General features: G+C 39.4%; 41 protein-coding genes and 3 pseudogenes. 32 read left to right on the top strand and 12 right to left on the bottom strand.

The features are described 5' to 3' along the window. Positions 1-11 precede the first annotated feature (11 nt). The 21 genes and pseudogenes from KUH03_RS17500 to KUH03_RS17400 all read left to right on the top strand — a co-directional run bounded on the left by KUH03_RS17500 (position 12) and on the right by KUH03_RS17400 (position 12477). The gene (locus KUH03_RS17500; protein ID WP_257095249.1) at positions 12-608 is read left to right on the top strand and encodes a TonB-dependent receptor; all 597 of its coding nucleotides are present in this window, start codon (positions 12-14) and stop codon (positions 606-608) included. Then, positions 605-1396, top strand: coding sequence for a hypothetical protein (locus KUH03_RS17495; RefSeq protein ID WP_257095247.1), 792 nt, complete (start codon positions 605-607; stop codon positions 1394-1396). Before KUH03_RS17500 ends, KUH03_RS17495 begins: the two co-directional genes overlap by 4 nt. After that, a complete protein-coding gene (locus KUH03_RS17490) occupies positions 1350-1649 on the top strand; it encodes a hypothetical protein (RefSeq protein WP_257095246.1) in 300 nt (99 codons plus the stop codon). The genes KUH03_RS17495 and KUH03_RS17490 overlap by 47 nt, the downstream gene beginning before the upstream one ends. A gap of 12 nt (positions 1650-1661) precedes the next feature. Next, complete coding sequence (locus tag KUH03_RS17485; RefSeq protein WP_257095244.1) at positions 1662-1943, top strand: RagB/SusD family nutrient uptake outer membrane protein; 282 nt, start codon at positions 1662-1664, stop codon at positions 1941-1943. 107 nt (positions 1944-2050) lie between these two features. Then, positions 2051-2392: a RagB/SusD family nutrient uptake outer membrane protein gene (locus KUH03_RS17480; RefSeq protein WP_373564743.1), complete on the top strand. Its 342-nt coding sequence runs from the start codon at positions 2051-2053 to the stop codon at positions 2390-2392. Then, complete coding sequence (locus KUH03_RS17475) at positions 2371-3084, top strand: RagB/SusD family nutrient uptake outer membrane protein (RefSeq protein ID WP_257095242.1); 714 nt, start codon at positions 2371-2373, stop codon at positions 3082-3084. The genes KUH03_RS17480 and KUH03_RS17475 overlap by 22 nt, the downstream gene beginning before the upstream one ends. 104 nt (positions 3085-3188) lie before the next feature. Then, on the top strand, positions 3189-3626 hold the full coding sequence (locus tag KUH03_RS17470) for a hypothetical protein (RefSeq protein WP_257095241.1): 438 nt from the start codon (positions 3189-3191) through the stop codon (positions 3624-3626). Positions 3627-3645: 19 nt separating this feature from the next. Next, entirely contained in the window at positions 3646-3921 is a 276-nt protein-coding gene (locus tag KUH03_RS17465) for a hypothetical protein (protein WP_257095239.1), read from the top strand. Between the two features lie 48 nt (positions 3922-3969). Then, on the top strand, positions 3970-5061 hold the full coding sequence (locus KUH03_RS17460) for a DUF5008 domain-containing protein (protein ID WP_257095237.1): 1092 nt from the start codon (positions 3970-3972) through the stop codon (positions 5059-5061). Between the two features lie 38 nt (positions 5062-5099). Continuing rightward, positions 5100-5531 carry a hypothetical protein gene (locus KUH03_RS17455; RefSeq protein ID WP_257095235.1) on the top strand — a complete coding sequence of 144 codons (432 nt, stop codon included), beginning with the start codon at positions 5100-5102 and terminating at the stop codon, positions 5529-5531. A gap of 18 nt (positions 5532-5549) precedes the next feature. Further along, positions 5550-6593 carry a hypothetical protein gene (locus KUH03_RS17450; protein ID WP_257095234.1) on the top strand — a complete coding sequence of 348 codons (1044 nt, stop codon included), beginning with the start codon at positions 5550-5552 and terminating at the stop codon, positions 6591-6593. After that, positions 6575-7024, top strand: a complete 450-nt coding sequence (locus KUH03_RS17445; protein ID WP_257097072.1) for a LamG domain-containing protein — start codon at positions 6575-6577, stop codon at positions 7022-7024. Before KUH03_RS17450 ends, KUH03_RS17445 begins: the two co-directional genes overlap by 19 nt. 32 nt (positions 7025-7056) lie before the next feature. Further along, positions 7057-7275 (top strand): annotated as a pseudogene (locus tag KUH03_RS17440) (DUF4983 domain-containing protein); the annotation flags it as partial. 57 nt (positions 7276-7332) lie between these two features. Further along, on the top strand, positions 7333-7836 hold the full coding sequence (locus KUH03_RS17435) for a M60 family peptidase N-terminal accessory domain-containing protein (protein WP_257095232.1): 504 nt from the start codon (positions 7333-7335) through the stop codon (positions 7834-7836). Between the two features lie 50 nt (positions 7837-7886). Further along, positions 7887-8659 (top strand): annotated as a pseudogene (locus KUH03_RS48700) (M60 family metallopeptidase); the annotation flags it as partial. Between the two features lie 90 nt (positions 8660-8749). After that, positions 8750-9271 (top strand): discoidin domain-containing protein, encoded by a 522-nt coding sequence (locus KUH03_RS48695; protein ID WP_373564819.1) that lies wholly within the window; start codon positions 8750-8752, stop codon positions 9269-9271. A gap of 35 nt (positions 9272-9306) precedes the next feature. Then, positions 9307-10377 carry an alkaline phosphatase family protein gene (locus tag KUH03_RS17420; protein ID WP_257095226.1) on the top strand — a complete coding sequence of 357 codons (1071 nt, stop codon included), beginning with the start codon at positions 9307-9309 and terminating at the stop codon, positions 10375-10377. Positions 10378-10421: 44 nt separating this feature from the next. Further along, positions 10422-10619: pseudogene (locus tag KUH03_RS17415) on the top strand (LamG-like jellyroll fold domain-containing protein); the annotation flags it as partial. Positions 10620-10690: 71 nt separating this feature from the next. Then, positions 10691-11068, top strand: a complete 378-nt coding sequence (locus KUH03_RS17410) for a DUF4983 domain-containing protein (protein WP_257095224.1) — start codon at positions 10691-10693, stop codon at positions 11066-11068. Between the two features lie 17 nt (positions 11069-11085). Then, complete coding sequence (locus tag KUH03_RS17405) at positions 11086-11940, top strand: hypothetical protein (protein WP_257095222.1); 855 nt, start codon at positions 11086-11088, stop codon at positions 11938-11940. 48 nt (positions 11941-11988) lie between these two features. Next, positions 11989-12477 (top strand): discoidin domain-containing protein, encoded by a 489-nt coding sequence (locus KUH03_RS17400; protein WP_257095220.1) that lies wholly within the window; start codon positions 11989-11991, stop codon positions 12475-12477. A 68-nt stretch (positions 12478-12545) separates the two neighbouring features. Here the strand turns inward: KUH03_RS17400 and KUH03_RS17395 are convergent, their stop codons facing one another. From KUH03_RS17395 to KUH03_RS17360, 8 genes are all read right to left on the bottom strand, one after another. Beyond that, positions 12546-13139, bottom strand: coding sequence for a hypothetical protein (locus KUH03_RS17395; protein WP_257095219.1), 594 nt, complete (start codon positions 13137-13139; stop codon positions 12546-12548). Then, the gene (locus KUH03_RS17390; protein WP_257095212.1) at positions 13115-13483 is read right to left on the bottom strand and encodes a hypothetical protein; all 369 of its coding nucleotides are present in this window, start codon (positions 13481-13483) and stop codon (positions 13115-13117) included. The genes KUH03_RS17395 and KUH03_RS17390 overlap by 25 nt, the downstream gene beginning before the upstream one ends. A gap of 136 nt (positions 13484-13619) precedes the next feature. Further along, positions 13620-14021 (bottom strand): hypothetical protein, encoded by a 402-nt coding sequence (locus KUH03_RS17385; RefSeq protein ID WP_257095209.1) that lies wholly within the window; start codon positions 14019-14021, stop codon positions 13620-13622. A 94-nt stretch (positions 14022-14115) separates the two neighbouring features. After that, entirely contained in the window at positions 14116-14367 is a 252-nt protein-coding gene (locus KUH03_RS17380; RefSeq protein WP_257095207.1) for a hypothetical protein, read from the bottom strand. 56 nt (positions 14368-14423) lie between these two features. Then, positions 14424-14747 carry a hypothetical protein gene (locus tag KUH03_RS17375; protein ID WP_257095205.1) on the bottom strand — a complete coding sequence of 108 codons (324 nt, stop codon included), beginning with the start codon at positions 14745-14747 and terminating at the stop codon, positions 14424-14426. Positions 14748-15931: 1184 nt separating this feature from the next. After that, positions 15932-16297 (bottom strand): hypothetical protein, encoded by a 366-nt coding sequence (locus tag KUH03_RS17370; protein WP_257095203.1) that lies wholly within the window; start codon positions 16295-16297, stop codon positions 15932-15934. A gap of 32 nt (positions 16298-16329) precedes the next feature. Further along, positions 16330-17742 carry a glycoside hydrolase family 2 protein gene (locus tag KUH03_RS17365; protein WP_257095201.1) on the bottom strand — a complete coding sequence of 471 codons (1413 nt, stop codon included), beginning with the start codon at positions 17740-17742 and terminating at the stop codon, positions 16330-16332. Beyond that, entirely contained in the window at positions 17739-17948 is a 210-nt protein-coding gene (locus tag KUH03_RS17360; protein ID WP_257095199.1) for a hypothetical protein, read from the bottom strand. The genes KUH03_RS17365 and KUH03_RS17360 overlap by 4 nt, the downstream gene beginning before the upstream one ends. Positions 17949-18496: 548 nt before the next feature. Between KUH03_RS17360 and KUH03_RS17355 the strand changes: the two genes are divergently transcribed. From KUH03_RS17355 to KUH03_RS17315, 9 genes are all read left to right on the top strand, one after another. After that, positions 18497-18736: a hypothetical protein gene (locus tag KUH03_RS17355; protein ID WP_257095197.1), complete on the top strand. Its 240-nt coding sequence runs from the start codon at positions 18497-18499 to the stop codon at positions 18734-18736. Next, complete coding sequence (locus KUH03_RS17350; RefSeq protein WP_257095195.1) at positions 18733-19113, top strand: family 20 glycosylhydrolase; 381 nt, start codon at positions 18733-18735, stop codon at positions 19111-19113. The genes KUH03_RS17355 and KUH03_RS17350 overlap by 4 nt, the downstream gene beginning before the upstream one ends. Beyond that, complete coding sequence (locus KUH03_RS17345) at positions 19089-19340, top strand: family 20 glycosylhydrolase (protein WP_257095193.1); 252 nt, start codon at positions 19089-19091, stop codon at positions 19338-19340. Before KUH03_RS17350 ends, KUH03_RS17345 begins: the two co-directional genes overlap by 25 nt. Further along, on the top strand, positions 19337-19858 hold the full coding sequence (locus KUH03_RS17340; protein ID WP_257095192.1) for a family 20 glycosylhydrolase: 522 nt from the start codon (positions 19337-19339) through the stop codon (positions 19856-19858). Before KUH03_RS17345 ends, KUH03_RS17340 begins: the two co-directional genes overlap by 4 nt. Continuing rightward, complete coding sequence (locus KUH03_RS17335) at positions 19855-20079, top strand: hypothetical protein (protein ID WP_257095190.1); 225 nt, start codon at positions 19855-19857, stop codon at positions 20077-20079. The genes KUH03_RS17340 and KUH03_RS17335 overlap by 4 nt, the downstream gene beginning before the upstream one ends. 209 nt (positions 20080-20288) lie before the next feature. After that, positions 20289-20588, top strand: coding sequence for an alpha-L-fucosidase (locus tag KUH03_RS17330; protein ID WP_257095189.1), 300 nt, complete (start codon positions 20289-20291; stop codon positions 20586-20588). Next, positions 20570-20695, top strand: coding sequence for an alpha-L-fucosidase (locus KUH03_RS17325; protein WP_257095187.1), 126 nt, complete (start codon positions 20570-20572; stop codon positions 20693-20695). Before KUH03_RS17330 ends, KUH03_RS17325 begins: the two co-directional genes overlap by 19 nt. A 32-nt stretch (positions 20696-20727) precedes the next feature. Next, positions 20728-21123 carry an alpha-L-fucosidase gene (locus KUH03_RS17320; RefSeq protein WP_257095177.1) on the top strand — a complete coding sequence of 132 codons (396 nt, stop codon included), beginning with the start codon at positions 20728-20730 and terminating at the stop codon, positions 21121-21123. Then, positions 21072-21677, top strand: coding sequence for an alpha-L-fucosidase (locus KUH03_RS17315; protein ID WP_257095175.1), 606 nt, complete (start codon positions 21072-21074; stop codon positions 21675-21677). The genes KUH03_RS17320 and KUH03_RS17315 overlap by 52 nt, the downstream gene beginning before the upstream one ends. 173 nt (positions 21678-21850) lie before the next feature. Here the strand turns inward: KUH03_RS17315 and KUH03_RS17310 are convergent, their stop codons facing one another. The 4 genes from KUH03_RS17310 to KUH03_RS17290 form a co-directional block, all read right to left on the bottom strand. Further along, positions 21851-22390 (bottom strand): HAD family hydrolase, encoded by a 540-nt coding sequence (locus KUH03_RS17310; RefSeq protein ID WP_257095172.1) that lies wholly within the window; start codon positions 22388-22390, stop codon positions 21851-21853. A gap of 280 nt (positions 22391-22670) precedes the next feature. Then, entirely contained in the window at positions 22671-23585 is a 915-nt protein-coding gene (locus KUH03_RS17305) for a DNA/RNA non-specific endonuclease (protein ID WP_373564818.1), read from the bottom strand. A gap of 26 nt (positions 23586-23611) precedes the next feature. After that, the gene (locus KUH03_RS17295; protein WP_257095164.1) at positions 23612-23734 is read right to left on the bottom strand and encodes a hypothetical protein; all 123 of its coding nucleotides are present in this window, start codon (positions 23732-23734) and stop codon (positions 23612-23614) included. 5 nt (positions 23735-23739) lie between these two features. After that, positions 23740-24123, bottom strand: coding sequence for a fimbrillin family protein (locus tag KUH03_RS17290; RefSeq protein ID WP_257095163.1), 384 nt, complete (start codon positions 24121-24123; stop codon positions 23740-23742). A gap of 476 nt (positions 24124-24599) precedes the next feature. On the opposite strand from KUH03_RS17290, the gene KUH03_RS17285 reads away from it, so the two are divergent. Together KUH03_RS17285 and KUH03_RS17280 are read left to right on the top strand one after the other, a co-directional pair. Then, positions 24600-25304: a hypothetical protein gene (locus tag KUH03_RS17285; RefSeq protein WP_257095161.1), complete on the top strand. Its 705-nt coding sequence runs from the start codon at positions 24600-24602 to the stop codon at positions 25302-25304. 238 nt (positions 25305-25542) lie between these two features. Continuing rightward, positions 25543-26925 carry a hypothetical protein gene (locus tag KUH03_RS17280; RefSeq protein WP_257095159.1) on the top strand — a complete coding sequence of 461 codons (1383 nt, stop codon included), beginning with the start codon at positions 25543-25545 and terminating at the stop codon, positions 26923-26925. Positions 26926-26927: the final 2 nt, after the last annotated feature.

Raw genomic sequence — 26927 nt, 5'->3', positions numbered from 1 at the left:
ATAATCGAAATTTGCTTTCTTGGGTTAAAGCGATCAAAGAGAAGCATGTTATCAACCTGTATGGTTTTACGGAAATGGAGATTTCACAGTCTTCTTCCACATTAAATAAAATTAGAGGAACAGCGAATGATCAATTTCAGGCAGGTATAAGTTATAATACACGGCAAACGTTAGGTGGTTTATTGAATAACCTTACAAATTATCGTTCGATCGCCTATGCAGGTAATGCTTCCTATAATTATGATTCCAAGTATATTGTAGACCTAACGTATCGTGTAGATGGTACTTCAGTCACTGGCGGTGCTTCACCATGGACGTCTAATCCTTCTGTTGGTTTTCGCTGGAATTTTAAGAAAGAAAAGTTCATGGAAAAATTTTCGTGGTGGGATACCGGATTCTTTCGTGGTTCGGTCGGACGCACTATCCAACCTACAGGAACTTTATCTGATTTGTACGGTTGGTATAAAGTTGATGCCGGAAGGTACAATAATAGACCAACAACTTCTTTGGATTTAAAGAATGCGCCGAATACCGAGCTCGTACCTCAGACCACAACACAATGGTCACTAGGTATGGAATTAGGGTTTTCAAGAGTGCATTATACGTGACTTACGAAACTTACTATAAACAATCAGATAAGATCTTGCGTTCAAAGGCAATTGCGAACCACAATGCCTTCGAAAATGTACTGACCAATGAAGCCGCTATGGTAAATATGGGACATGAAGTTTCCATTAATTTTAGACCGAGATTAAGAAATAGTGATTGGGATTTAAGTGGTACTGCGACTTTTGCCTTAAACCGTGATTACACAACAGCCTTGCCAGATGGCGTAAGACAATTGATTCAGCCAGATAATACATCGGGTTATAATTTACCACAGTTTTTCAGATTGGGAAGAAACCCGCTAACTTTTGTATTGTATGACTATAAAGGGGTTTACAAAACGGATGATGAGGTGCCGGTTAATCCATTGACTGGTCAGCGGTACCGTGCTGGTGGAGAGTTTTCAGCAGGGAAGTTTTTCCGTGCCGGTGATCCCATTTTCACGGATATCAATGGCGATTATATCCTGGATGAAAATGATTTGGTGTTTGTGGGCAATTCGCAACCTGCAGTGACAGGAGGTCTTTCTGTATTTACACGGTATAAAAATTGGTCCTTACGAACACAGTTTTCTTATACACTGGATCGAGACATCTTAAATACCGCGTTGACCGATCGTTTCCGTAACTATGACACCCCAACAGGAGTTATAGAAGGAAACCAGACTATGTCCCGGGGCTTACGTGCCATTGGATGCCTACAATGTATGGCGTCAACTTGGGGACAATGCGGATTATCCCAATGTGTCAGATTTTACGCGTTTGACTCTTTACAATCCCTATCGTTATAACTCGACCATGTTTTTGGAAGATGGATCTTATTTCAAAATCAATTCCGCAACATTGGGATATAACTTTGATAGAAAATGGATTCAGCGCTACGGTTTGACCTCGGCCAGAATTAATTTCACTGCAAATAACATCTATACCTTTAGTCGTTATGCTGGACCTGATCCCGAGTTGGTCACATCTGTTGGTCGCGATGGATCAAATGGTTATCCAAGTAAAAGGACGTATTCGTTGGGCGTGAGTGTACAATTTTAATTTGATCAAATCATGAAAAGAACATTTATATATACATTTTTGCTAGGTGCAAGTTTAAGCTTGCTCTCCTGTGGCAAAGACTTTTTGAATATTACGCAGATCGATAAATTGACGGGTAACAATTATTGGACAAGCAAAGGCGATGTGGAGCAGTATATGGGTGGAATCTATTCTACATTTAGAGAGGCAACCATGACCAATATCTTTTTTCTGCATCAGGCGATTTGCGTTGTGCACCTACTAATCGAACAAGTGCAACTTCAGGAGCCGGACGGGATTATATCTCACTGTTAAGGCAGAATAATTTAAATAGTATTTTAACGAGAAGCGATGAAAATCAGGATAATAATTTTTCCTATTTCAGATTTCCTCGCATTACGCAATGGAATAACTTCTATAAAATGGTACAAAATGCCAATATCATTTGCTATCAGATCGATAATAAGGATATGCCCTTTCTGTCTGAAGAACAGAAAAAGGCGTATAAAGCAGAAGCGATTTTCCTAAGATCGTTGGCTTACTTCTTTATGGTGCGCTTGTACGGTGATGTCCCTTATTATACTGATGTCAATACAGATCCATTGCCCCGCACCAATATGGTTACTGTTTTAAAGAATGTTTCTGCAGATTTGGATGCTTCTTACAAAGACTTACCATGGACATATGATGATCCATCGGTTGTAGCAGTAAAGGCTATGCGGGGAGTGCCCTGGCGCTCAATATGCATGTCAATATGTGGATAGCAGGTTTTGCAAATGAGGATAAGGCTCCTTATTATGAAAAAGTCGCTTCAATGGGACGAGAACTGATGGAAGAAAATGGTGGTGCCTATACTTTATTGAGTTTAACCCGTACAAAGGATATTTTTAAAGGCCGTACCAAGGAAGGTTTATTTGAAATTGTTCAGAATTTCAATTATGGAGAAAGTTTTCACCTTTCCGCCTCCTACTCAGATTACGTTTTACATGCGCCAAATAAGGTGACAACGAAATCGTATATCTATTACGATCCAAAATTTATGGAGAAAATGTACCCTCCTGCGGAACAAGATCTGCGTAAGACATATTGGTTTGACGATGATATTTATGCTACAAATGGCGATTTTCAATGCCTGAAATTTGCCAATGTATTTATGGAAGAAGGCGAAGACAACAACCCGGATGATAATCAGATGATCTTCCGTTATTCGGACCCGATCCTCCTTCGTGCTGAGGCATTGGCCGAATTAAATCGGGATGAAGAAGCCAGGACCGTGGTCAATGTGATTCGTAAACGTGCAGAGGCTGCTGATATTATGGAATCAGGAGATGATCTTAAAGATGCGATCTGGTGGGAACGTGTTCGCGAATTGCTCGGCGAAGGAAACTTCTATTATGATCTGGTGCGTACGAAAAAGGTTATTAATTCGAGTATACCCCAGCTCCAATGTCGGTAGGTGCTTTTAATGGTGGCGGCTGGACATGGCCGATCGATAAATCTGCTTTGTTAAATAATCCATATATGCGCTTAAACAATTATTGGAACTAAAAGGAACGAAAGATGAAGATTTTTTTAAAAATAGGAACATTTATTTTGCTCGTGGGACTGGCGTTAAGCGCTTGCAAGAAAGAGGATTATTTGGATACAGGGGTTCACGACCCAAAATACAAGGGGACGATATGGCAATATCTTGAGAGCAGGCCGGATCTTTTTGATACCCTTACTGTTGCGCTTAAAATAGCCAAATTGGATGTGGTGTTGCAAAATGAGGAAGTTACTTTCTTTGCTCCTCCGGATCCATCCATTATGAAATCGGTGTGGTTACTCAATGAGTCGCTTTTTCGTTCTGGACAGGATTCCATCACTTCTTTTGATCAAATAAAGCCTGAAATCTGGCGTAAATACCTATCCCGGTATATTCTCAAAGGAAAGTATGTCGCAAAAGATTTCGGGCAGTTGGATACGTTGAAATTAGATTCTTATCCGGGGAGTATATAAAACATTTGACAATACCGAAATGAATATTGGTGTATTTTATAATGATGTCCGGGCAAATGATAATCAACTTATTAAATATGCTGGCTACAGACAATTGTATTTCAATTATCCATTTAGTATCCCGGGCTTAGAGGATTATCTGATTCCTTTTATTACAGCTCCTGTTGCCACCTCCGATATTCAGCCGACGAATGGGGTATTGCATGTTTTACAATTTTCAAAACATGCACTTGGTTTTCGGAGTGCACTATTTGCAGAGGATGTAATGGTACAGGGTATTTTACCTAAAAACTGATTTGACTGACAGATTATGAAAAGAATAATATTAGACAAAATTTGGTATGTGACGCTAGTTAGTTTGCTTGGCTTCTCTGCTTGTTCAAAAGACATTGCATTAGGTACAGATCCCTATGCTGGTGGAAAGGAGTCATTAGGCATCGGGTTTTATACGAATTATGCCAACCCAGAAATAGCAAAACCCGGAGAGTTGGTCGATTTTTATGTGAAAGGAATTAAGCCTTATCTCGGGAAAATTAATTTTTCAGTCAATGATACAAAGGTTGAAGTCATTACCGCAAAAGATTCATTGGTCACGATAAAAGTCCCAGCAGAAATATCATCTGGGAACGCGAAAATTGAAGTCGATGGACAGGTATTTTATGGGCCTCGACTGGATATCGAGGGCAATGCTTCCTTGGATGAGAACTATGGTATGGTGAATGGTTTCCGTTTTTCAGTAAGTGATATTCTGCCAAATGCAGGGGGTTATATTGTGACAGGATCGTTTATCAATTTTGAAAATGAAGCTGTGGATAAAAAGGTGTTTCGGAATGGTATTCACTTTATTGATGCAAATGGTAAGTCGGCGACCACGATGACTTTTGGAGAAGGGACTTCAGGCGGTGGAAGTATAAATTCCGTTACGAAAATGACGGATGGTAAATTTGTCATCGGAGGACCATTCGGTACTTTTAATAAACGGCGTGTTAATAATATTGCCAAACTAAACACAGATGGAAAACTGGATACGATGATCGTGGATGTTGTTAATACAACTGATAATCCGAGAAACTCACGTGATACTGTTTCAGCATTTAATGGTGGTATCCTTGGAAATGCACCTTTAAAAGTTTTTGCGGTGTCGGACAATATGGTTGTTGCGGTAGGGAACTTTAAGGATTATTATAAAATTGATTATACCTATTCGTCCAGGGACAACAGACGGTATTTATTGACTGAGGCAAAGAATGTGATTCGGATGAAAGCAGATGGATCTTTGGATTCAACCTTCGCATTTAAAAACCAAGGTGCCAACGGAAATATTATGGACGCTGCCTTAATTGATAATGACCGTGTGGTTATTGTTGGTGCATTTACGTCCTACAATGGTAAAGCAGTTCCCGGAATTGCCTGTATTAAAAAGATGGAACACTAGATCCTTCATTTAATCTAGGTGGCACAATAGATCGGATTTTGAAGATCACTTACAATGAACAGTTAAAGAAAATTGCCATTGCGGGTGTTTTTAAGGGGCTAGGAGCTAATGGTAAAGTTAATGGGGCTGCGATCTTAAATACGGATGGTACGGTAGATGATCAGTTTGTTTTTCAGAATGCTGATAACGGTATTCCCACCTTTGCACAGGTATTGAACAACGGCCGAGTGATCATTGATGGCACGATCGAAAGTTATAACAACGTTCGTAGGACGAATATGTTGATTCTCGAAAAAGACGGTTCTTTGCTACAGAAGTATAATAGTCAGGCCCCTTTTTCTGGGAACATCCGGAAAGTGGTGGAGACAAAATCGTCTTTGGGCTTACCAGCATTACTAATAGGAGGAAGTATCAACCAATACGGAAAGAAATCCGTAGGCAATTTTTTTCGATTGGAAGTTAAAGAATAACCTCAAAAAGAATCAGATATGAACAAGTATATCCAACTCATCAAAAAAATAATCTACTGTGCAGGCGGAGTTTTGCTTCTCGCGGCCTGTAATAAAGATTTTCCAAATCTGCTTCAGAATTTTCAAGAGGCAAAAGATAGCCCAGAGAATAGGGATAAAGTTTTAATGGTTATTGTAGATGGGCTGTCGGGGCCTGTAGTGCAATCTCTGGAACCAGCTAATCTCATCGAAATGACCCGAAACGGTATGGTTACCTATGGTAGCCTAGCAGATCCAACAACCGATTTTAAAATGACCAATGAAGCTGTTGTATCGTCATTGCTCACAGGGGTAAATGCGAATAAAAATAAAGTAACAACCAATGACCTATCGACATTGAATGTTGCTGCTTACCCAACAATATTCAGTCGCTTGAAATCTGTTCAAGGTAAACAAGTTTCTAGTCTATACACGTCATCCTCTACCTATGCTACCTATTTGGGAAAAGATGCCCATTTGGAAAAGAGTGCTACAGACGAAACGGTTTTGGCGGCTGCTAACAAAGGTCTAGCAACTGATTCTGCGGATTTAAACGTGGTTCATTTGGTGGATGTGGACAAAGCTGGAGCGAGCGCTGAATATTCAGACAAGTCAACAGCATATGTCAATGCAATAAAGAAAATGGATCAGCAAGTTCAGCAATTGGTCAATACGATTAAGGCTCGTAAATCCTATGTCAATGAAAATTGGCTGGTCATTGTGACCTCAGGTAAAGGTGGCGATTCTAAGGATCCTGTAACAGATTTTACGGCATTTGGGGATGCCAAACGCGCGACTTATACGCTGATGTATTCTCCTAAATTTGCACGTAAGATTTTACCAAGACCTAGTGCCAAAGATGTGCCTTTTGTGGGAACTGCAACGAATTACACTTACGCCGCAAATAATCAGGTTATCGGGACACTCAGTGATGCTAATAAATTTAATATGGGAACAGGATCAGACTGGACGATGACCTTGTTTTTGAAATATAATGTGCCTAACTCCACTTATTACTATCCTATATTTTTGCAAAACGAGTAGCTGGTTTTTCAGGAGCAGGATGGAATTTCTTTTTAGAAGGACCATATTGGGGATTTAATAGTTCCATTGCGGGGCAAGCTTTTGGACCCAATATAAATGATGGGAATTGGCATGCGCTCACCGCAGTAATTAAGAGAAGCGGTGATAAAGACTCCGTTTACGTATATACTGATGGGACAAATGCAACTGCAAATGGAAGTTCCCAACAATCTGCTAATGGCAATAATTTGGATAATAATAGCCCACTTACGCTGGGATTTAATCCAGGTAATGGAAATACAGACTGTAATATTTCAATCTGTAATGTACAGATTTACAATCGTGCATTTAGCGCAGAAGAAATAAAGCGTTATGGAGGAGTGACCCACATAGACGATTCCTTTCCCTTTTGGGCTAATCTACAGGGTATTGGCCTGGTTATAGTGATGTAAATACAAGTAAACTAACCGAAAAAACTGGCCGGGCTAACGATTTTAATCTAAAAGGACCTGTAAAATGGGTTAGCTTCAACGAATTAGTTCCATTTTTTCAACCCCCAATTGGCGAATCTTTTTTCCGTTTGGTGCCAAACGCAGTGGATGTTCCCTTTATGATTTATCAATGGTTAGGAATCACAGTAGAAAGTGCCTGGAATCTGGATGGCAAAAGCTGGAGCCCCAACTATGCACAAATAAGAAATTAACCGATAGAATAGACCATTATGAATAAAAGATATATAGTATTTGGATTTATTGCCGGGATGATCGCCTTAGTATCTTCCTGTGGTAAAGAAGGTTTCGATTTTAAGGATGGCTATCAGCAAGGAGACGAAACAGAATCTCCCATTATGACAGATACAACCATGGGGAAGGCGGATAAAAGTTTATACCATCGTGCCCGTATCTATCCAGGCCTCGTAGGCGAAAATGTAAGACGTATTCAGGATACAACATTGTCCTTATTGATAGACCGAGAATATATCAGTGATTTTCAATACAAAGTAAGTTATACGCCATCACCAATATACAGTACTGGGTTATATGCGCCCGCAGGAGAAAATGTTCGAATTACTGTCCCTGCTGGTGTAGTTGGCCTCACAGCCCAGATTGGCGTACATACTGACAACATTACAGGTAAAGATGCTCCACGACGTGATGCTATCATCTATACCCGGAAAGAATTATTTCCAGGAAATAATTATGTCGGTAACCTGTATGGTGGTACATTATGGATTATTAGTCAAAAACAAGACCAACTCCAGTGAACTTAAAAATATCTGGAGCGACCAAAGCCAATGATTTTGTCCTCGGAAAAATGACGGTCTCGGATTGGCAAAAGCAGGTTTTGGCCAACGATGTGCCTTGGATGGATCTTATTGGCAAAAGAACAGCATTTTCAGTTCCCCGCTCGCTTGTTGTAAAACTGATTCAATCAGGAAAGATGGATCATGTGGATGAGGCTTTGCAGCTTTGGGATGATTCGTATGAAAAAGATTATTACAATTGGATGGGGCTTTCTCCTACTGCCGCGAACCCAATAAACCGTTATCCAAGTTTGTGGGAGCGCGGAGTGATGGATATTCACCCTTCTGCCGGTTATGCCCATAGCGGAAGTCCGTGGATCATGCAGGAAGATGAGTATTGGTTGGATGAATTGACAAACCCGAATACGATAAAAAAGGAACTTCATGGGGAACCTATCATGAGGTGGGACATAATTACCAAGCGGGATCGTCTTGGAGCTGGTCTGACTTAGGTGAAACAACAAATAATCTCTTTATTTTTAATGCGGCCCGAAATCGAGGCGAGACCAACCGGATTGATTTTCATCCGGCCTTAAAAACATCTATCCCAGGTGCATTGAAGTTTGCGGCTTATAACGAAGTTAAGACATTTAAACCTTTTCCTACCGGTTACGGACTTGATGCAGATGATCCATTTGCCCGCTTAACACCATTTCTGCAGATCTTTGATAAAGTGAAAGGAAAAAACGGTGAGTCGGGTTGGGATTTCTTCCCTTACATCTATAGTAAAGCAAGAAATGAAAATTTCTTCACTTCCTTGGATCAAGCTAAGAAAGACTATTTCTTCAGACAATTATGTCATTTTACAGGTAAGGATTTCCACCGTTTCTTTTTTGCCTGGGGTATCCCAATCAGTGCTGCCGCAAAACGGGAGATGCGTAATTTGTACCCGCCCATGGCAAATAAAGTTTGGGATTATAATCCCCTGACCTTTACCGGAGGAGACGATATTCTACCCACAAAGTACAGCCTTCCGAGAGCGGCTTTTGTTTATACATCGAACGTCTCTACTGCTACAGGCGAGAGTACGGGTAAAATTGATGCAATGCAAGATGGAAAATCTGATACGTATTGGCATACATGCTATTCCGGATGTAGTGTTGCAACGAATTTGCCGGTAGAAATCATGATAGATATGAAGACAATTAATGCATTCAAAGGATTTTTTATTCAGAATAGACAGAATAATACCTATGCAACAAAAGTTATTGTACGCATAAGTCAAGATAATAAGAACTGGGTGGATATGGGGACATATGACCTCGCCAAATCTTCGGAAACAACCGCACAACGAAATGTGATGCGAGAGTTCGCTTTCGATAAAATTGTGGAGGCTCAATATGTGAAATTCTCATTTCCGGAGAAAAATCTGAGTGGAGAAACCATGTTGCACTAGCGGAGTTAGGGGTGTTTTACGATATATAAAAGACTATGAAAAGATATTTTAATCGAATTAAAGCAGCGATATGCGCTTTGGCGATATTAACGGTTTGGGCAGGTTGTACTAAATATGAAAATCCCCCAGCTGTATATGAGGATTTAGAGCAAGATGGTGACGGAACGGTGAAAAGAAAAGTTCTTTTTATTTCAATTGATGGTGCCGTGGGGGCTGAAATAAAGAAAATTATGCCGACAAATATTGCAGAGCTATTGAAGACAAGTAAATATACATTTGAATCTGTTGCGAATAATAACACAAAAAACGCGGCTACTTGGATGACAATGATGAGTGGCGTCTCTGCGGACATGCATGGGATAGAGGATGATTCCTATATTCCTAAACCAAATGAAAACAATCCCCATGCTACTCCAGTAGGTTACCCTTCGATTTTGTACCGTATTTCGACACTTGCTCCTACTACGAAATCCTTTGTTGTCGCCCGTGATCAGGCAATTAATACGAAATTGCTCGTAAGTGCAGATGAGACATTTGATGCCACATCCGACGAAGCTGTAAAGAAACAAGTGGTTGACGTATTGGCAAAGAAGAATCCTGGTATTGCTATTGTACAATTTAAAGATGTGCTTACAGCAGGCGAGCAATATGGCTTTTCTGCATCTCAAACGGGTTATGTTGACGCCGTAAAGAAAGTAGATGGTTACATTGGCGAGATTCTTACCGCATTGAAAGCGAGAACAAATTATAAAACTGAAGATTGGCTGGTTATTTTGACCAGTAATCATGGTGGTGTTGATAAGTCATATGGCGGCGATTCCTTTGCAGAAAGAAATACCTTCACGATATTTCAGAATAACAATTTCAAACAATTGGAGCTTAAGACCGAGATGATTAAATCGATGCGTTTTTTCGGATTCTATGATGCTGGGCAAAGTAGCTATACTTACTATAATCCAATAGCTTTTAGAGGACGGAATAATCCTGTCTTAGCGAATGAAACAATGTATGATGTTGCGAAGACTGGAGAGTTTACGGTCGATGCAAAGGTGAAAATGAATCCAACCAATGGTGCTTTCGATTATGCTTCGAATGCTCCTTTTTAGGAAAGAATGCAGCAAGAACTGGCTCTACTTCGGGATGGGCATTCTTTAAATCGGGAAATGCGTTAACCTTCTTTTTGGCAGATGGCAGTACAAATGTACAGCCTGGAATGGGACCGGTATCCTCTGCAGGTGAATGGACACATATTGCTGCAGTTGTCTCCACGATTAATAATGTTCCTACAGTTAAGGTATATGTGAATGGTTTAAAGACGGGGAGGCGAGTAGTGCAACACTCAACCTGAGTAAAGCCCTATCGACGACAGGTTTGACTTTTGGGTATTTTCCTTATATATTTTCGGGCCGCCCTGTTGATATGCAGTTATGCGATGTACATATTTACAACAAGGCATTGGATGAGGCTGCGATTAAGAAGAATGCGACTCGTGTTGGTATTCCTGATGCAGAGTTTGCTGGTTCTGGTCTGATTGGTTATTGGCCGATGGAAAGCTTGGTCAACAATAAATTTATGAATAAGATTACTGGTAATCCTGATATAGAAGCACAGGGATCTTCGAGAACCGTGTTGAGTGGTAACAATCTTCCTTATGTGGATCCAAATGCGATTTTGATTCAGCCTGAAGATATGTTCACTCAAATTTTCTATTGGTTGGAAATTCAAACACAACGTACTTGGAATCTTCAAGGACAAGTGTTCCTAAATAAATATGAAGTAGAGTTCTTAAAGCCTTAATTAATTAGCCAACTGAAATGAAAAGAATACCTAAAATGAATCTACGGCGCAGTTTTCTCTTTGCAGGTTTGCTGCTTTCATTCTATGCCTGTAAGGAAGAAGAACTGGTTTTCCCTAAACAGGAAGGTCAAGAGGTAATTGTAACTGAAACGCGCCCTACAGCGAAGCCAACAAATTTGACCTTGGTCTCTGCCTTTAATCAAAATGTAGAGATTCACTGGCCAGCTTTAAGTGACCGTGTCGTAAAGGCACAAATCAAATATAAAGATGGATCCGAAAAGGTTGTGGATGTAACAAAATTTACCGATCCAGTGGTTATTCATTTAAATGAACTTAAATCTTATGATTTTCTTTTACAGTATTTTACCGCTGATGGAACACCTTCTAAAGTAACAAAAACAGTTCTGACACCACGACCGTTTGAAGCAGATTTTAAAATGAGTAATCTCTCAGTAAATCCTATTCCCGGTGGTGTTGAATTTATTTTTCCAAAAACTTCAGACCGTGAAATACCGGGAAATATTTCCTATGTGCTTAATGGAAAAATAATGAATCACTCTTTTAAATCAAATCTTACAGATACTGTGCGAGTAGGGGACTTGGTGGATGATACAAAAAAGATTGATTTTGCATTAAGTTTAAACGATGAACTTTGGAAGAGAAATTTGAATGCGCAAAAACAGTTAGCTCCTGGGATGCTGGTATATAAAATGATATTGCCGTCATTAACTTCTTCTATGGATGGTAATAATGCTATTCTTCAATGGAAAAATGCTACAGGTGATCCGATTGACATAAAGTGTACATACGTTGGAAATAGTGGACAGAAAACTGTTACAGTGACAAAAATACAGATTCAAATGGATCTTTGAAAATTGATGTTGGTGGAAAGCCAGGGGTTTTGAAAGTTGTGGTATCAAGTGAGGGGGATCATCCCTGAACAATCATTGTTGCTTTATGCTCCGATTGCTAAAAACCTGTGGTCCGCAACGGTATCATCTATTGAAACTAATGAAGGAGAGGCAAATGGAAAAGGTTCTTCCTTAATTGATGGTGATATTAATACCTACTGGCATTCAACGTGGTCTTCGGGTAATTTCAATTATCCACACTGGTTTATTATAAATTTTGGAAAAGTGGAGAATTTTTCAAAGTTTGGGATGATCCGTAGACACAATAATACAACAGGTGGATTTAAGACCTTTAATGTTGAGGTTTCTGTTGATGGGACAAATTGGACCATGGTTGGAAAAGATTTGACATTTAATTCTGCAGAAGCGACAGCAACGTGGCAGGATTATATCATTACACCTATAAGAGTACAATATGTTCGGATCACAATGACAGCGCCTTTCACTGCAGGAGCGACAAGCACCCATCTCGCAGAGTTCCGCGCATTCGATTTGTAATTTATCGTACTTTCCACAAGTAAGCCCGTGTTGAATTTAATCTCTTTTAGGAATAATTCAACACAGGCTTATTTAAATACCTCTCTATAATAAACAACCTTACCAGATTCCGTGATACCTTGGATAGTTATACAAAATCCCTTTGCTCGACTATTATTAAAAAAGGTAAAAAGTCCTGATGTATTTCCGGCTTCGATCGTGGCAAAGGCATTCCAATATAACGTTGGTCGATAATCCTTGGGACTATTAAACTTCTGTGCAGTAGTTTCGTAGGTCACATTGGTATATTGTGTAATCGGCATATACCCCATAAGGGTCTGCTCATCCACTGCCTTGCCAATCTCACGGTCGACTTCATCTGCTGAGGACTGAAACAGAAGAATCGCTGGCTGATTATTTGCCTGCGGTAAACTCGCATAGTATTTTACCATGGGAAAGTTAGCAGCGTCTTCAAAGAGCCCACTATCACCAATATTGGATTCAAAATTAGTAAAGCTCTGCTCTATTCCATTGATATAGATTTTGGCGTTTCTTTGCGGGTTATAACTTTTGAGTTGTTTCCGTATATAATCGCTAATATCATAGGACCGTTTAATCACATTGCTGTCAAGTGCCGGATATATTATTGCATCGGGCTTTATGTTGGTCGGAACATCTGCCATATAAAATCTTTTTGGACGCGCTCTTGCTCTCTTTGCAATCGACTTCTGTGGACGACAACAGTTGCCAGCCTGCGCTGTCCCTTTGCGTCAACAGTGAAATTTGGGGCAAAGCTTTCAAGTTGGATTAAATCTGTCGTTTTATAATCTCTTTGTGGTAGGCTGTCAGCGATATAAACCGGACGTCGGAACTGCTGCGGATTTGCAAAAGTATAATGGACAGAAAACGGCTCAAATTTTAACCGACGATAGATTTGGCTAAATTTGGTTTCTACGGAATCAAAAATGATCAAGTTGGGAATACTAAATCTGCCCAGAGAATCAAAACCAATTTCTTGGTATTTCATGCGTGATGAGCCAAAATCCTGATAACCGAAGAAGCTCCTCGGTCAACGCCCTTGGATTTTTCCTCTTTCTTCAATAGGTTTCGGTAGCTTTCATAAAACTTAGTCCATCTGTCTTTTGGCATTATTATCTGGCCTTTTAAAACAAGTAATGTATCTTTATAGAATTGCTTATCGCTATAGCAGATTTCTCGAGCCAGTTCACACTCTGAATATAACCGTCTCTATTCTTGCTTTTGTTCCAGTAAACTTGAGGTGCGATTAAATTGTCTGAGGCTAATGGTTTAAGGTATAGATCAGTCAATATACTTTCGTTGCTATCTATTGGAACATCAATATCCGTGACTGAAATTGATAATTTTGCAGACTCTTTTAATGGAAGCTGTAATTGGAGCCTATTCCCAGATTTTTCACCTTCACCCCGTTGTAAAGAAACCTCTGGCTTGAGCAGGATTTGTTCTTGTCCAATGATGGCCGCTCGCAAAGAAAGTAATTGACCTGAAGTATCGTTGACTTTAACTTGTAAAAGTCCATATTCCAAACTGTTATTCTGAAGCGGAATATTAATTTTTTCCCCTTAATCAGGTGCACTTGTTCTTTGAAAAGAAAACGTTGTTGCAAGCTGGCTTCAATACCTATAGATTGTGAATCGATATTGGTCTGTAATTGGATGACGGTTTGATCATTCTCCTTATCAGGCTAGCTTTACTGCCTAATTTCGCCGCTGGTAAGCTGTTTTTTCGAATGTTTCCATCCACAGCGGTCCATTCGATGAAATAGTTAGTAGCTAAATTCGGGGTAAAATAAATCATGGCAAGTCCTGCCCCGTCAGTCTGGAAATCACCTAAAAACTTACCCTGATCATCTGTCAGGCTACCTTTGGCCATGGACGGAATTCCATTGTTGTCCGTACATTTGATTGTAAGCTGATTCGAAATGTCACTTAATAATAAACCTCCTTCAGGATAAAGAAATAGATTGTATTGCTTTTCTTTTTAGGAACATCAGATCGTTGGTCTGAAATAGGTTTTCCCAGTTGCAGTATGCCGATTTTCTTAAAGTATGGGCGGCCTTGTGGACAATTCGGATCATTTGTATAGGCATTGATAAATAACTCGTCTCCCTGATAAGTTGGTGGAATAACAAAATGACTTGCTGTAATACCTTGCGAAACCATTGCTACGGCCTGCTGGAATTCTTTACCCTGTCCATCTGCCCATTTGAGGTAGAGGTTAAATACATTTTTCGAAAGAAGACCTTCTTCCAAAATGTAACCTTTAAACCATACCGTATCGCCAGGAAAATAGTAATCTCTGTCTGTATGCAGGTAAATACTGTTGCTTTGTGCGTGGCTGAAGTTTATTTGTATGAATAGAAGGAACAAGATAATGTATCTCATGATCATAATTTATAAATGGTTTTCGCTTAGGGTTATTTTATAGCATTTACAATACTAAAAAGTATTGTTCCGTTTAAGGTACGGAAATTAATTTTCTATTAAAAATAAATATAAATCAATCGATTGCATTGTTTTTGGTGAAAAATGGGGCAGCGAAAATGTGTGACGACTTAACAACAGGATGTGTGACGTGAAACTGAGAAAAAATGTTAAATATATTGTAAAGAATGACTCTAGGCTATCGTCATCGCGTATATCAAAAAAATCAAGACTCAGACAAAATAGGGACTGTGGCAGATAATTTAATCCAAGGTTGGAATAATGTATTTTCCGATCTTTAAGTAAGATAGTGATAAAAATAGAACGGTATGCCCATCGATGGGCATACCGTTTATGTTAGGTTGTCAAGGACAGCGTTTATTTTAGCTCGATCATTTTTTGTTTTTCTTCCTCCTGTTTATCCTCTTGTAAGATGGCCAACTGCAGGCTGCAAATCAAAGTAAGGATAATAAGGACTACAAAAGCTACCGGAAAGATAATTCCAATGATCACCGCCAGTAGTAATGATATGTTGAGGTATTCCTGTCCATTTTGGAAGAAACTTTTAAGCGTGAGCTTTTAAATGAATCAAAAGGTCTTGAAAAGCTTTTGTGATTGTTTTGCTGTTGATGCTGAATGTTGTTTTAGTTGCCATGATGTTTATTTTTTAATGTTTTTATTTCTTATTTGATATCTCAAAGGTAGGGGAGATTTGCTGAAAGGGGAGAGTCATTAGGCTAATCAGGAGTGAATCTCGGTAAACGGTTGGCTTATGTCGGTTAATGACCATCTGGTAATTTTTTTCTTAAAAGCCGGTTAGATGTGGATCCAGAATGATAGGGTAAGTCCGTAATCACTTTTACATAAAAAAGCCACACTAATGCAGGGACTAGTGCGGCTTTTTCATTCTATTTAATTTTGGTATTAGAGACCTACGTGTTCAGTTTTTGATTTGGTTGGTCCTGATGCATTTTGCTTATAAGATGGATCGTAATTCCAATGAATACTATCTGTCAATATCTTTCCGTCTTTTTGTATGATCTTAGCTTCGATCGTGTTCGCCCCTTCGTAAGTTTGACGTTATCAAAAATGTAATGCACATCTGTTTGCCCTTTTCTAACGCCTTTGATAACAGTTCCGTTAACAGTTAAGGTTGGTTCGCCTCTATTGGAATAGATGGTTACCGGGGTAATTTCATTTCCGCGATTGATCATACGGCGTTGGGTGACATACAATACCGGTTCTTTGCTCCAATTTGCTTTATACCAGTAGAAGCCATCTTTCTTCAATTTTCTATCAAAAGAAACCAATCCTTTATAATTTCTCGGATTAACGTTTAGTGCGGTAATCGGTGTGGCGAAATCAAAAGTATTCCACAAGTATGATCCTAGGAAAATAGGGCTTTTGGAGATTACGCCCCAATGCACTTCATGGAATTTTGTCGCATATTCTTCTGGGAAAAAGAGGGATTGCTCCATTGGTTGCCGAAATTGCCTACCTCTTCCGCCTGATCCTCAGGAACTGCTTCGGCACCGTATTCAGAAAAGATAATCTTGTAGTCTTTGAACTCTTTACTTATCCGTTGCGCCCATGTGGCTACATCGTCATCTTTATCAGATTTGTTTTCCAGTTCACCATTATACCAGCCGAAATAGTGGTTGATCCCTTGCACATCGGCGTTGTTGTTAACCGGATGATCAATTACATTGTATCCGCTGACGGAGACGGTGTAACGATCCGGGTCTTCGGATTTAGCGAGATCATTTAGTTTGGTCGTGAGTTCTACGGTGTAGGCGGACGGGGAGTAAACTTCGTTATGCATGCCCCAGATATAGATGGAAGGGTGATTGAAATTTTGTCGAATTAATTCTTTCAACTGCTGTTGGGCGTTATTGTCTTCAAATGTTGTCACGCGATTCACAAATGGGATTTCGGCCCAGATCACAAGCCCGATACTATCGCATTTGGAATAAAAATATGATGACTGTTGATAGTGTGCTAGACGGATGGAAGTGGCTCCCATTTCTTTGATAATGGACAGATCTTCGTCGTGGTCGGCGTTGCTCAAGGCTGAGCCTTTGCCCCAACGATCCTGATGTCGACATACACCATATAAGGGATACTTGATGTCATTTAAAAAGAAACCTTGGCCAGTACGTAGTTCGAATTTGCGTATCCCTAAAGGTGTCGTTACCTCGTCAATGACCTGACCATCTTTTTTGATCTGTGTCACAGCCTTGTAGATGTAGGGATCGTCCAGTCCTTGCCATAAATGTGGGCTTTTGACCACAATTTGTTGTGATAAGACTTGACGGCCCTGTGGCGGCAATGTATATGCCGTTTGTTGTTTTGCTTTTATGGTACCATCTCTTTCTAAAATGGTTGTTAGCAATTCGATCGGTTGTATTTTTCCGGATTTGTTGTCAATTTTTATTTTTAATGCTATATCCGCAGTCTTTTTTGAAACATTTTGTTGCGTGATATAGACACCTTGGGAAGCAAAGTCATTCACAGCAACATGAATGTCATCAGTGACTATAAGTTCAACAGGACGATAAATGCCGCCGTACATCGGGAATAAGGTGTGGTTTACCGGAATAACCTGTGGACTGGCTTCATTATTAACCTTGACCAACAGCTCGTTTTCCACTCCCAATTGAAGCATATCGCTTAATTCAAAGACAAAAGCAGAATAGCCGCCCTGATGTCGGCCAACAAAACTGTAGTTGCCATTTCGTTGCGAGTTATCGTAGGTAATATCATTTTTTCCTGCTTTGGCAGAAAGGGGTTTATTATTTAAGTAAACTTCGGTATTGGTATTCACCCCTCAAATCGAATGAAAATACGCTTACCTTTCCAATCTGATCCTGGGACAAACGTTTTGCGGTAATAAGCATCGCCGGTATAAAAACGTTCGTTTTTTCCAAGACTTCCCGGTTTGATCTCTGCAGTCTGCATGTCTGTTGCATTCCAGGTGTGTGGTAGGGTAACCAATTGCCACTTTCCATCAAATATCTGGTTGTAGTCCAATGCTGAGGTGGAAAACGGACCTTTTTAAACGACCAGTTTGCATTGAACGGAATGACTGTTCTGGCTTGTAGATGCAGAATAGTTATTCCAATAAAGAAGAGCGTATAAAAAATCCTTTTAATCATATGGTTTTTAACTTAGGGTATTTGTTTCGTTTTCAAATATAACCAACAAAAAGACAATCGCTAATTGTGCGGGTTTTGGTTGATGAAGGATTTTGTAATAATATTAATTTTTAAATCTTTATTATTTCCCTGTTTAAATATGTTTCCCTATTGTTTTGTTTGTATAAAATACACTATAACGTTTTCGAGAGTTGCGCAAACGATTGACTGGATTTGACTTTCAGTAATAACTTAATAATTTCTTTACCATTGTATTACGCAGAGCTACAATTAGAATCGATTAAAGACCGTAACTATTTGGTTTCAGTATAGGGATACAGCAAACTCAGAATCGCAGATAAGGATTTTATAAAAATGTAGCAGGATGATGCTTTAATAATTAATTTTAACACCTTCTAACCAAGGTAAAGTCTTAATTATCATATGAAACGTAAATTAGTATTTATTATAACCTACTTACTCATTCAAAATGTGACAGCTCAAATCGCGATTATTCCGCAGCCTTTAGCATGTAAAATGGGGCAGGGAGAGTTGAAGCTGGAGGGTAATTTTGGAGTCACTGGAGATGCTGTGTTTGAATCGTCTTTGCACTATCTTCGGAAGCTGATGTTGGGCCGTTTTGGAATTTCAACTTACACTTCCTTGGAAAAGGATGCAAAATGATCGTGAAGCTTGATAGCAAATTACAGCATGAAGCATATCGTCTAAATATTGATCGCAAAGGTATTGCAATATATGCTTCTGATAGATCGGGTATTGTCAATGCACTTGCTAGTTTGGAGCAGGTGATTACTGGTGCTGAAAGAAAAGGCAATGCATTCTTATTACCTGTATTGAATATTGAGGACAAACCGCAATTTGGTTGGCGAGGTTTTATGCTAGATGAATCACGTCATTTTTTTGGTAAGGAGAAAGTGAAATCTTTACTGGATTGGATGGCATTTTACAAGTTGAATAAATTCCATTGGCATTTGACAGACGAACCGGCTTGGCGCTTAAGTATACAAAAATACCCTTGGTTAGCCCAAGTTGGGGGATAGGCAATTATCTCGATCCTTATGCGCCCGTACAGTATTATAGTCAAGCTGATATCAGTGAGATCATCACCTATGCTGCTGAGCGAAATATTGAGGTCATTCCTGAAATTGATATGCCGGGACATGCTACAGCCGCAAATCGGGCTTATCCTTTTCTCTCTGGTGGGGGAACGAAAAACATCCCGATTTTACTTTTCATCCTGCTAAAAATACAACATATACATTTTTGACTGATGTTTTGCGTGAAGTGAAAACACTGTTTCCTTCTGTCTATATTCATTTAGGAGGAGATGAGGTCGCTTTCGGTAGCGATGCCTGGGATAATGATATCAAAGTTCAGGAATTGAAAAAGACAGTAGGCTTAAAGTCCAACAAAGAAGTGGAAGCGTATTTTATCCGTCGTATGGCTGATTCTGTGGCTGGGATAAACGGAAGGATTATTGTTTGGGATGAAATGGTGGATGCCAAGTTGGCCAAAGATCAGACGGTCATGATGTGGTGGCGTCATGATAAACCAGAACAGCTAAACAAGATTTTGGATAAAGGCTATCAAGTTATACTAACGCCTAGGTTGCCAATGTATTTTGACTTTGTACAACAGGAGAATCATAAGTATGGCCGTAAATGGGGAAAGGGTTTCAATCCTTTACAGGATGTGTTTGATTTTGCTGGAAGTCAATTGGATAGTTTGGGAAAAAGAAAAAACAGGTCTTGGGCATTCAGGCTAATCTTTGGACTGAAACAGTGACGAATGTCAGTCGTTTGGATTACCTTGTGTTTCCGAGAATAGCGGCATTGGCGGAGGCGGCATGGGCGCCAGGAACAGGTCGAAATTTTGATGAATTTGCAAAAAAATTAAAAAGCATTTACCCTTATACCGCGATCAGGGGCTTTATTACTTTGATCCATTTACGGATAGTAATCCAGAGCCTGCAGTTATTAAAAATCACAAAAACAATATATAGATAATCCAAAGTGATAATCGGATGGGCAACATATATCTGGTCAATAAATACGGATTTATTTGTCGTTGGGAGTAATCATTTTTAAAGAAATAAGGATAAGATGAAATATAATAAATTAATCACAGCATTGATGCTCGGCAGCATATTGCTGGGAGTAAAACTACTTCGGCACAATGGACAGGTCCTCGCAAGAAAGTAGAAAACAAAGTAGACGTGAAATATGGGCCTTTGACGCCTGCACATCGGACGGATGAAGCGATGGAACGGTTCCGAAACTATGGATTAGGACAATTTATCCATTGGGGCTTGTATGCAATTCCTGGTAACGAATGGGAAGGGGTCAGTGCACGAAAAGGAGCAGCGGCATCCGAATGGATACGTACCTGGAGTGGGCCAACAGCACCGAAAGACTGGAAGAATATTTATGATAACCTCTACAAAAATTCAATCCTACAGGTTTTGACGCAAAAAGCTGGGCTAAACAGGCAAAAGAAATGGGGGCAAAGTATCTAATTTTTACCACAAAGCATCATGATGGATTTGCCCTGTGGCCTTCTAAGTATACAGACTATACCGTGAAGAAGAGCCCTTATAAAAAGATATCGTCAAGCAGGTCGTAGATGCTTATACAGCGGAAGGAATAGATGTATTTTTGTATTTTTCAATTCTTGAATGGAATAATTCAAACTATATGGGGAAAGCTCCCTCTACTCCCGAAGAAAAGGCTAAATTCGATAAGTTTTTAGAGTACACGCGTAATCAGTTACTAGAACTTCTAGAGAACTACCCGCAAATAAAAGGTTTTTGGTTTGATGGTACCTGGGATCAATCCTGGATCCAAGCGTATGATTTTACGTATAAATTAGAGAAAGAGTTACGTGAAAAACACCCGGGATTGATTATTGGAAGCAGATTTAGAAATGACGAATTTGGAAAGCGGCATTTCGACTCCAATGGTGATATGCTAGGTGACTATGAACAAGGTTGGGAACGAAAATGCCGAAGGAGTTTGAATGGTTGGAAGGACGTGACTGGGATTGTGTCATGACGATTCCCCCGAATGGTTGGGGCTATATGAAAGACTGGTCTGGGATTTATACCAAGACCTCAGATGATCTCATCGATATGTTGATGAATTGTGTTTCCATGAATGGCAATTTAGTGCTGAACTTTGGCCCTGACGGGAATGGTCATATGCATCCTGGGGAGGATAAGCTCGCCAAGGAGATTGGCGACTGGATCAAGGTAAATGGTGAAGCGGTATATGGTGTCAGACATGCTGGTCTTGCGCCATCCAAATTGGGTTACTTTACAAAAAAAGAAGATAATCTTTACCTTACGGTCTTTAATCGTCCAGTCAACAATATTGTGCGTATCGCTGTTCCTAAGGGTGCCACTGAAGTTCCGGTTACTGCCACTATACTCCAAAATGGACAATCTTTAGAATTACGCCATACGGATATTGGTCTAGACTTGGATAAAAATACATATTACGATATTCTGCTTCCTAATTCGTTTATAACAAATAAAGCCTTTGTCGTCAAAATGAAATTGGGAAAACCAAAGTCGCAAGGTGAAAAGCTGATGGATGCTAAAATGTAGCTAACTACAATATTTTAATTTAAAAAGCTGAACCCAAACCATTGATGGAATAAAGTTCAGCTTTTTCTTTTATACAATGTTCAGTAGTTCCTGTGGAACGTGAATAATATGCTGTGCAGCGTGTTGCCTCAATTCGTTTTCATCACGAAAACCCCAGGTCACACCAATAGCTGTCACCCCGCGTTATTGGCTGTGTCCATATCAATAGAGGAATCACCAACATAATAGCAGTTTTCTTTTGCTATTCCTAATGTCTGGAGCGTATCCCAGACAATTTCTGGATCGGGTTTGGCCGGATGTCCTGTGCGGTGACCAAGGATCAGATCAAAAGAGATCATTGGAAAATATTTTTTCATTAACGGGATAACCGCCTCATGATATTTATTGGATGCTACAGAGATGAGATATCCCGAAGATTTAAGCGTCTGTAATAAGGAGACAATTCCAGCATAAGGTCGTGTATGGGATATTGTCTGCTCTTCGTAGTAGGTCTTAAATGCCGTTAGCAGTGTTGTTATTATTTCTGGGGTTCGTGCATGTTCGGGAAGGGCCCGTTCGATTAGTTTCTGTACACCATTACCTACAAATTTCTTGTAGGCCGGTAACTGATGTATAGGATAACCAAATCGCTGAAGGATTGCGTTGCAACTGTCTCCAAGATCTTGCAATGTATCCAACAATGTTCCATCCAGATCGAATATGATAAGTTTCATGGGTTAAAACTAATAAAAAACTATGATGGATTGATTGTGAATTTTAGGGATAAAATGGTGTTTTTACAGGAATGTCAAGTTTTTTGACGTACCGTGGCTTTACCGTTAAATAAAAGACAATGCACAATTCATCGTGCATTGCCTTTTTATGGTGGAGATCTTGGTATTTTAAGGCTTATAAAACTTTAAGCTACTGTCTTAATCGGAATAAAATAATTCGATTAAGCCAACCATGGATTATTTCCAGATACTGGCGTTGATGCTTTCTTTTTCGTATTGTCTAAATCGGGAAAAATGTAAATCCTGTTACTTTTTCCAATTCACTCACTGTTAGTTTATAATTGTCAAAAGTACTTTTGGCAGGTGGAGTAACATTGTCGATCTTATAGGCTATTGTGTAATATTCGCTTCCTTTCTTCATGGCTAACGCTTTGAAATAGTATTTTGGTTTTGCGATATCTTTTCTGTCATTGTCCTGTGCAAAGTCAAGCAGATTATTGCTGTCTGTCGTCGGCATTGCTCCCGTTACCACATACATGGTATCACATTGTGCAGTCCAGGTCCGTACCTTAGTTTCCAGGTTTGCCCAAAGACCTTGATTGAGGCGGGATGCCTGTGCCGTCATATTGGTAAAATAAAATGTTGTTTTATTGTGCGTGATGTTTAGGTTGCGGTCAGCGCTAGGTAGCTGATGACCTCTGTCATAGCCCGTTGGTTGAAAACCTTTAAATAGATTTGGTTGGAAGGCGGTGGATATAGAAGGATCATATCCCCAGGCATCTGTACGATTACCAGAGCCTAAAATGCTATTATATAATGGATAAGCTACCCAGTAAGCCATTTTTAGCTTCTTATCATACAACATTGCATAATTTCTTTGCGTGTTTGCATCAGGAAGAAAGTGCTGTATGAACACTTCATCATTGTTCAAATTGCTCATTTTGGGGATTTCCAGATAGGCTTGTGAATCGCCGATCCCGCCATTTAGTTTACCATTGTCAATTTTGATATCAAAACTGTAACGATTTCCAGCAATTAGGTTTTTCAGATTTTGATGTTGTGGTGTTGTCCATGTATAACTATCGCCATTATGTGCTATAAATTTAATAGCCTTTCCGGCAATATCCTCTCCGGGAAGGAGGATGAATTCCACGATAGCGGTTTGGTTGGTATTCACCGAAACTTTTCCTTGTATATCTTTCTTTTCAGTAAGATTAACATTTAGTTTTCCAGTTGAGAGATCAAATCCCCTTGTGTGTGTACCGAAGGTATACTGACAGCAATCTGATTGGTTTCTAAACCTGCCGTATTGGTAATAGAAAGATGAATCGCAATTTTGCTCAATTGTCTTACAAAATTGAGTGGGACGGTATTATTGGTTTTGTTGATGTTTTTGCATTGCTGGCATACATGAAATCCAATGCTGACTGGTTTGATTGATCACTCAGATCGATGGGATATTGAAAATCAGTAATGGATTTATAAGGATAATATGCAATGAAATCTACCTGTTCATTTGGTAAAAAGATAGGTGATTTGCTTTGAAATAATGAACCATTAATCGTAAATACATGATTGTTGACAGCATTCATAATTGAGGTTGATGTTAATCGCTGGCCTGATTTGATCATATAAACGCCAATTTGGTCGCCTTTGTCCCAAGAGCTCCCAGTAGCTTTGGTATTAATTTGGCCAACAATCGTAGGTGTAAATTGTAATGCAGCTTGCTCCATTCTGGACTCATTTTTGTACATGAATTAAGGGTAAGCAACGTAATCATAAAATAAACTATTCGCCACATTGCATGCTGTGGAATAGACCTGGACTTGTAAAGCATATTGATCGTTAGTGTTTGTTCGCAAAGAGGAGTAAAAGTACCTAAGAAAAGTTGAATTATCCGGGCATACAGCTGCCTTTTTGTGCAAGCTAAATGCTTTGATAATGCATCTGTTTGATTTTTAGATATATTTATTATGGGTATTGAATAATTTTTAAGGAAGACAACTATTTTTAAATAGCGATAGGTGCTAAATACGTTATTGGATAGGGTAAAAAATAAGGGCGTAAGAAAGGGAAGGTTTTCGTTCCAGACGAGCGAGATATTACACTTTTTTAAAATTTTCCTAAAGTGACGAAAATAGCACAATGTTTGCTGTTAATGCCCGAACATATATTGATTTGATAATTTATTAATCGGTACTGAAAAGAAATGAAGAGAGTTTTTAAATTAAAAGAACTGTTGAATAGGTTTTATGTGGTTATATGTGCATTGTTGATGACTTTTACCTTGTCCAGTTGTTTTGACTTTGTTGAACAGATTGACCTTAAACCCAATGGTTCGGGACATATTGTGGCAACATTGAACCTGAGTAAAAGTAAGACAAAGGTATCTTCTTTGATGAAGATGAAAAGCATAAAAGGGATACAGATACCAACACAGGCCGAGATGGAAAAAGAGATTAAGGCGGCAGTTCAGCTACTCAAGCAGACAAAGGGTATCTCCAATGTTCAGTATCAAACGGATTTCACAAATTTTATTGTAAATATATCCTGTGACTTTAGTCAGATCGAGTCGTTAAATGCTTTTTCGGATATATTGGCTAATCGGTTTAAGACAAAGATATCAAATTCAAATAGATACTATTATAACGCTCAGACCAACGTTTTTGAACGTAAATTTGTAGCCTCTAGCAACTGGAAGGCTAAATTCAATCAGTTGGGAAGCGATAACACAAATCAGTTTGCGGATGCTTTTTATACACAGATTGTGCGTTTTGAGAAAGCGATAGTGGCTCAGGATAATAGCAAAGCGAAAGTTGCGGGCAATAAGAAGGGGGTACTACTAAAATTACCGTTTACGGACTTGGTTTATGGTAAGTCTACTCTGGCAAATAAAATCACACTAACAAAATAACCTATATGAAATCAAAAATTTTATTGACTGGGCTAGCATGTCTCTCTTTGATGGGGACTGTAAAGTCACAGGATTTAGTCAAGCTTATTCCAGAAGATGCTGAAGTTATCGCCGCATTTAATGTGAAGGATATCGTTCAGAAGGCAAATGCAAACAAGTTGAATGAGCTGCTTCAGAAGGCAGGTCTGTTCAAGCAACTTGAAAATCAGGTGCTTCAGTTGGGAATGATATCAAAAACTTGGGTATCGATTTGTCACAAACGGCCTATTTCTATAACAGAAAGACAGATAGTGTCAGTTTTCTCGAGTTTATATTTCCTTTGTCCAATAAAGTGCAATTTGAAAAACTGCTACATGATGTCGGTGAACCCAAACCCATTGCCAATGGATATTCAAGCATAGGGACGAAGGCGGGAAGCGTGTTGGTTTACAACGACCGTGTGGCACGCTTTATTTCGTCGACAATGAGTACAACTTTTTTCGAGAACGACTCTGTAGCTAACCGGTATGGGATAAAGAAGGTTGCTTACATGGCACCTGCGGCTGACGCATATTCTCCTGAATTGGATTCCCCAACAGAGGTAGCGGATTCCGCAGCTGCAGTATTGGATTCAGCGGCAGTGGCGATAGGTTGGGAAGAAGGCGAAAAGGAAATAGAGCCACTGAGCCCACCGATTATTGTGGAGAGCACGCCAGATACAGTTTTGGCGAATGTAGAAGCTGCCGTGCCCATGACTGTGGATGTAGCTCCCGAAGAAATGCATGATCCAAGTTATTACGATTCGCTTTATACAGAATACGAGAATCAAAATAGAAAAAATGATTCTATACGCAATGCGCTTCGTGATCAGTGGTTGATGGGAGAAGCGACACGTTTGCTATCTGCTTCCTATAAGCCTCTCTCCGTTTCAGATCAGGAAAAAGTGCTCAAAAACTTAGGATTGATCCGTCTATATGTACCACATGTCGAGGAACTCTATCGTGGTCTTATGCCTTATAAAACCATTCCTTACCTCTATATGGGGATTAATATGGATAAATTTAAAACAGGATATCAGGACGGAATGCTGGATTTGTTGCAGGATGGAAATGTATTGCGATTAAGAGGCTCTGTGGGATTAGATCGGGATCTTGCTGAAATGTCCAAGCGATTATATGCAAGAAAACCAAATGGAAAATTCAATAAATATCTGACTGATAAAACACTTGGCTTCTTTAACGTTAATATTAATTCAGAAGCCTATTTGCGAGATATACCTAGTTATACAGCAAAATATTATAGCGGATTACTAGGTCCTCAGCAAGATTTGGTTGAATGGGGATTAATGGCACTTGAAATTGCATTGGATGAGAAAGCAATTGCCCAAGTAATGCCAGGGGATCATCTATTTGTGGTGAATGGTTTACGCAAGTTCAGAAAGGAATATATTGACTATAGTTATGACGATGATTATAATGCAACAGAAGTAAAGAAGACAAAGGACGAAACCCTACCGGTTTTTATCTGGATGTTTACATCAAAAGACCAGCGTTTGTTTAGAAAAGGATTAGATCTTGCAGTAGCAAAAACCTTTGGTAAAATACAGGATGGCATCTATGCATTCTCGTCCAAAAAAGGCTAGAT

This window comes from Sphingobacterium sp. E70 (assembly GCF_019285695.1).
Lineage (GTDB): Bacteria > Bacteroidota > Bacteroidia > Sphingobacteriales > Sphingobacteriaceae > Sphingobacterium > Sphingobacterium detergens.
The sequence above is the reverse complement of the archived record's forward strand: the minus strand, read 5'-3'. Positions and strand labels throughout refer to the sequence as shown.

Bases quoted from the DNA above. Each gene is read 5' to 3' on its own strand.
- KUH03_RS17485 (WP_257095244.1), top strand. From the start codon at position 1,662: ATGAAAAGAACATTTATATATACATTTTTGCTAGGTGCAAGTTTAAGC.
- KUH03_RS17480 (WP_373564743.1), top strand. From the start codon at position 2,051: ATGGTACAAAATGCCAATATCATTTGCTATCAGATCGATAATAAGGAT.
- KUH03_RS17475 (WP_257095242.1), top strand. From the start codon at position 2,371: ATGCATGTCAATATGTGGATAGCAGGTTTTGCAAATGAGGATAAGGCT.
- KUH03_RS17470 (WP_257095241.1), top strand. From the start codon at position 3,189: ATGAAGATTTTTTTAAAAATAGGAACATTTATTTTGCTCGTGGGACTG.
- KUH03_RS17465 (WP_257095239.1), top strand. From the start codon at position 3,646: ATGAATATTGGTGTATTTTATAATGATGTCCGGGCAAATGATAATCAA.
- KUH03_RS17450 (WP_257095234.1), top strand. From the start codon at position 5,550: ATGAACAAGTATATCCAACTCATCAAAAAAATAATCTACTGTGCAGGC.
- KUH03_RS17435 (WP_257095232.1), top strand. From the start codon at position 7,333: ATGATCGCCTTAGTATCTTCCTGTGGTAAAGAAGGTTTCGATTTTAAG.
- KUH03_RS48695 (WP_373564819.1), top strand. From the start codon at position 8,750: ATGCGTAATTTGTACCCGCCCATGGCAAATAAAGTTTGGGATTATAAT.
- KUH03_RS17420 (WP_257095226.1), top strand. From the start codon at position 9,307: ATGAAAAGATATTTTAATCGAATTAAAGCAGCGATATGCGCTTTGGCG.
- KUH03_RS17410 (WP_257095224.1), top strand. From the start codon at position 10,691: ATGCAGTTATGCGATGTACATATTTACAACAAGGCATTGGATGAGGCT.
- KUH03_RS17405 (WP_257095222.1), top strand. From the start codon at position 11,086: ATGAAAAGAATACCTAAAATGAATCTACGGCGCAGTTTTCTCTTTGCA.
- KUH03_RS17395 (WP_257095219.1), bottom strand. From the start codon at position 13,139: ATGGCAGATGTTCCGACCAACATAAAGCCCGATGCAATAATATATCCG.
- KUH03_RS17390 (WP_257095212.1), bottom strand. From the start codon at position 13,483: ATGAAATACCAAGAAATTGGTTTTGATTCTCTGGGCAGATTTAGTATT.
- KUH03_RS17380 (WP_257095207.1), bottom strand. From the start codon at position 14,367: ATGGCCAAAGGTAGCCTGACAGATGATCAGGGTAAGTTTTTAGGTGAT.
- KUH03_RS17355 (WP_257095197.1), top strand. From the start codon at position 18,497: ATGAAACGTAAATTAGTATTTATTATAACCTACTTACTCATTCAAAAT.
- KUH03_RS17350 (WP_257095195.1), top strand. From the start codon at position 18,733: ATGATCGTGAAGCTTGATAGCAAATTACAGCATGAAGCATATCGTCTA.
- KUH03_RS17325 (WP_257095187.1), top strand. From the start codon at position 20,570: ATGGGGGCAAAGTATCTAATTTTTACCACAAAGCATCATGATGGATTT.
- KUH03_RS17315 (WP_257095175.1), top strand. From the start codon at position 21,072: ATGCCGAAGGAGTTTGAATGGTTGGAAGGACGTGACTGGGATTGTGTC.
- KUH03_RS17310 (WP_257095172.1), bottom strand. From the start codon at position 22,390: ATGAAACTTATCATATTCGATCTGGATGGAACATTGTTGGATACATTG.
- KUH03_RS17290 (WP_257095163.1), bottom strand. From the start codon at position 24,123: ATGGAGCAAGCTGCATTACAATTTACACCTACGATTGTTGGCCAAATT.
- KUH03_RS17285 (WP_257095161.1), top strand. From the start codon at position 24,600: ATGAAGAGAGTTTTTAAATTAAAAGAACTGTTGAATAGGTTTTATGTG.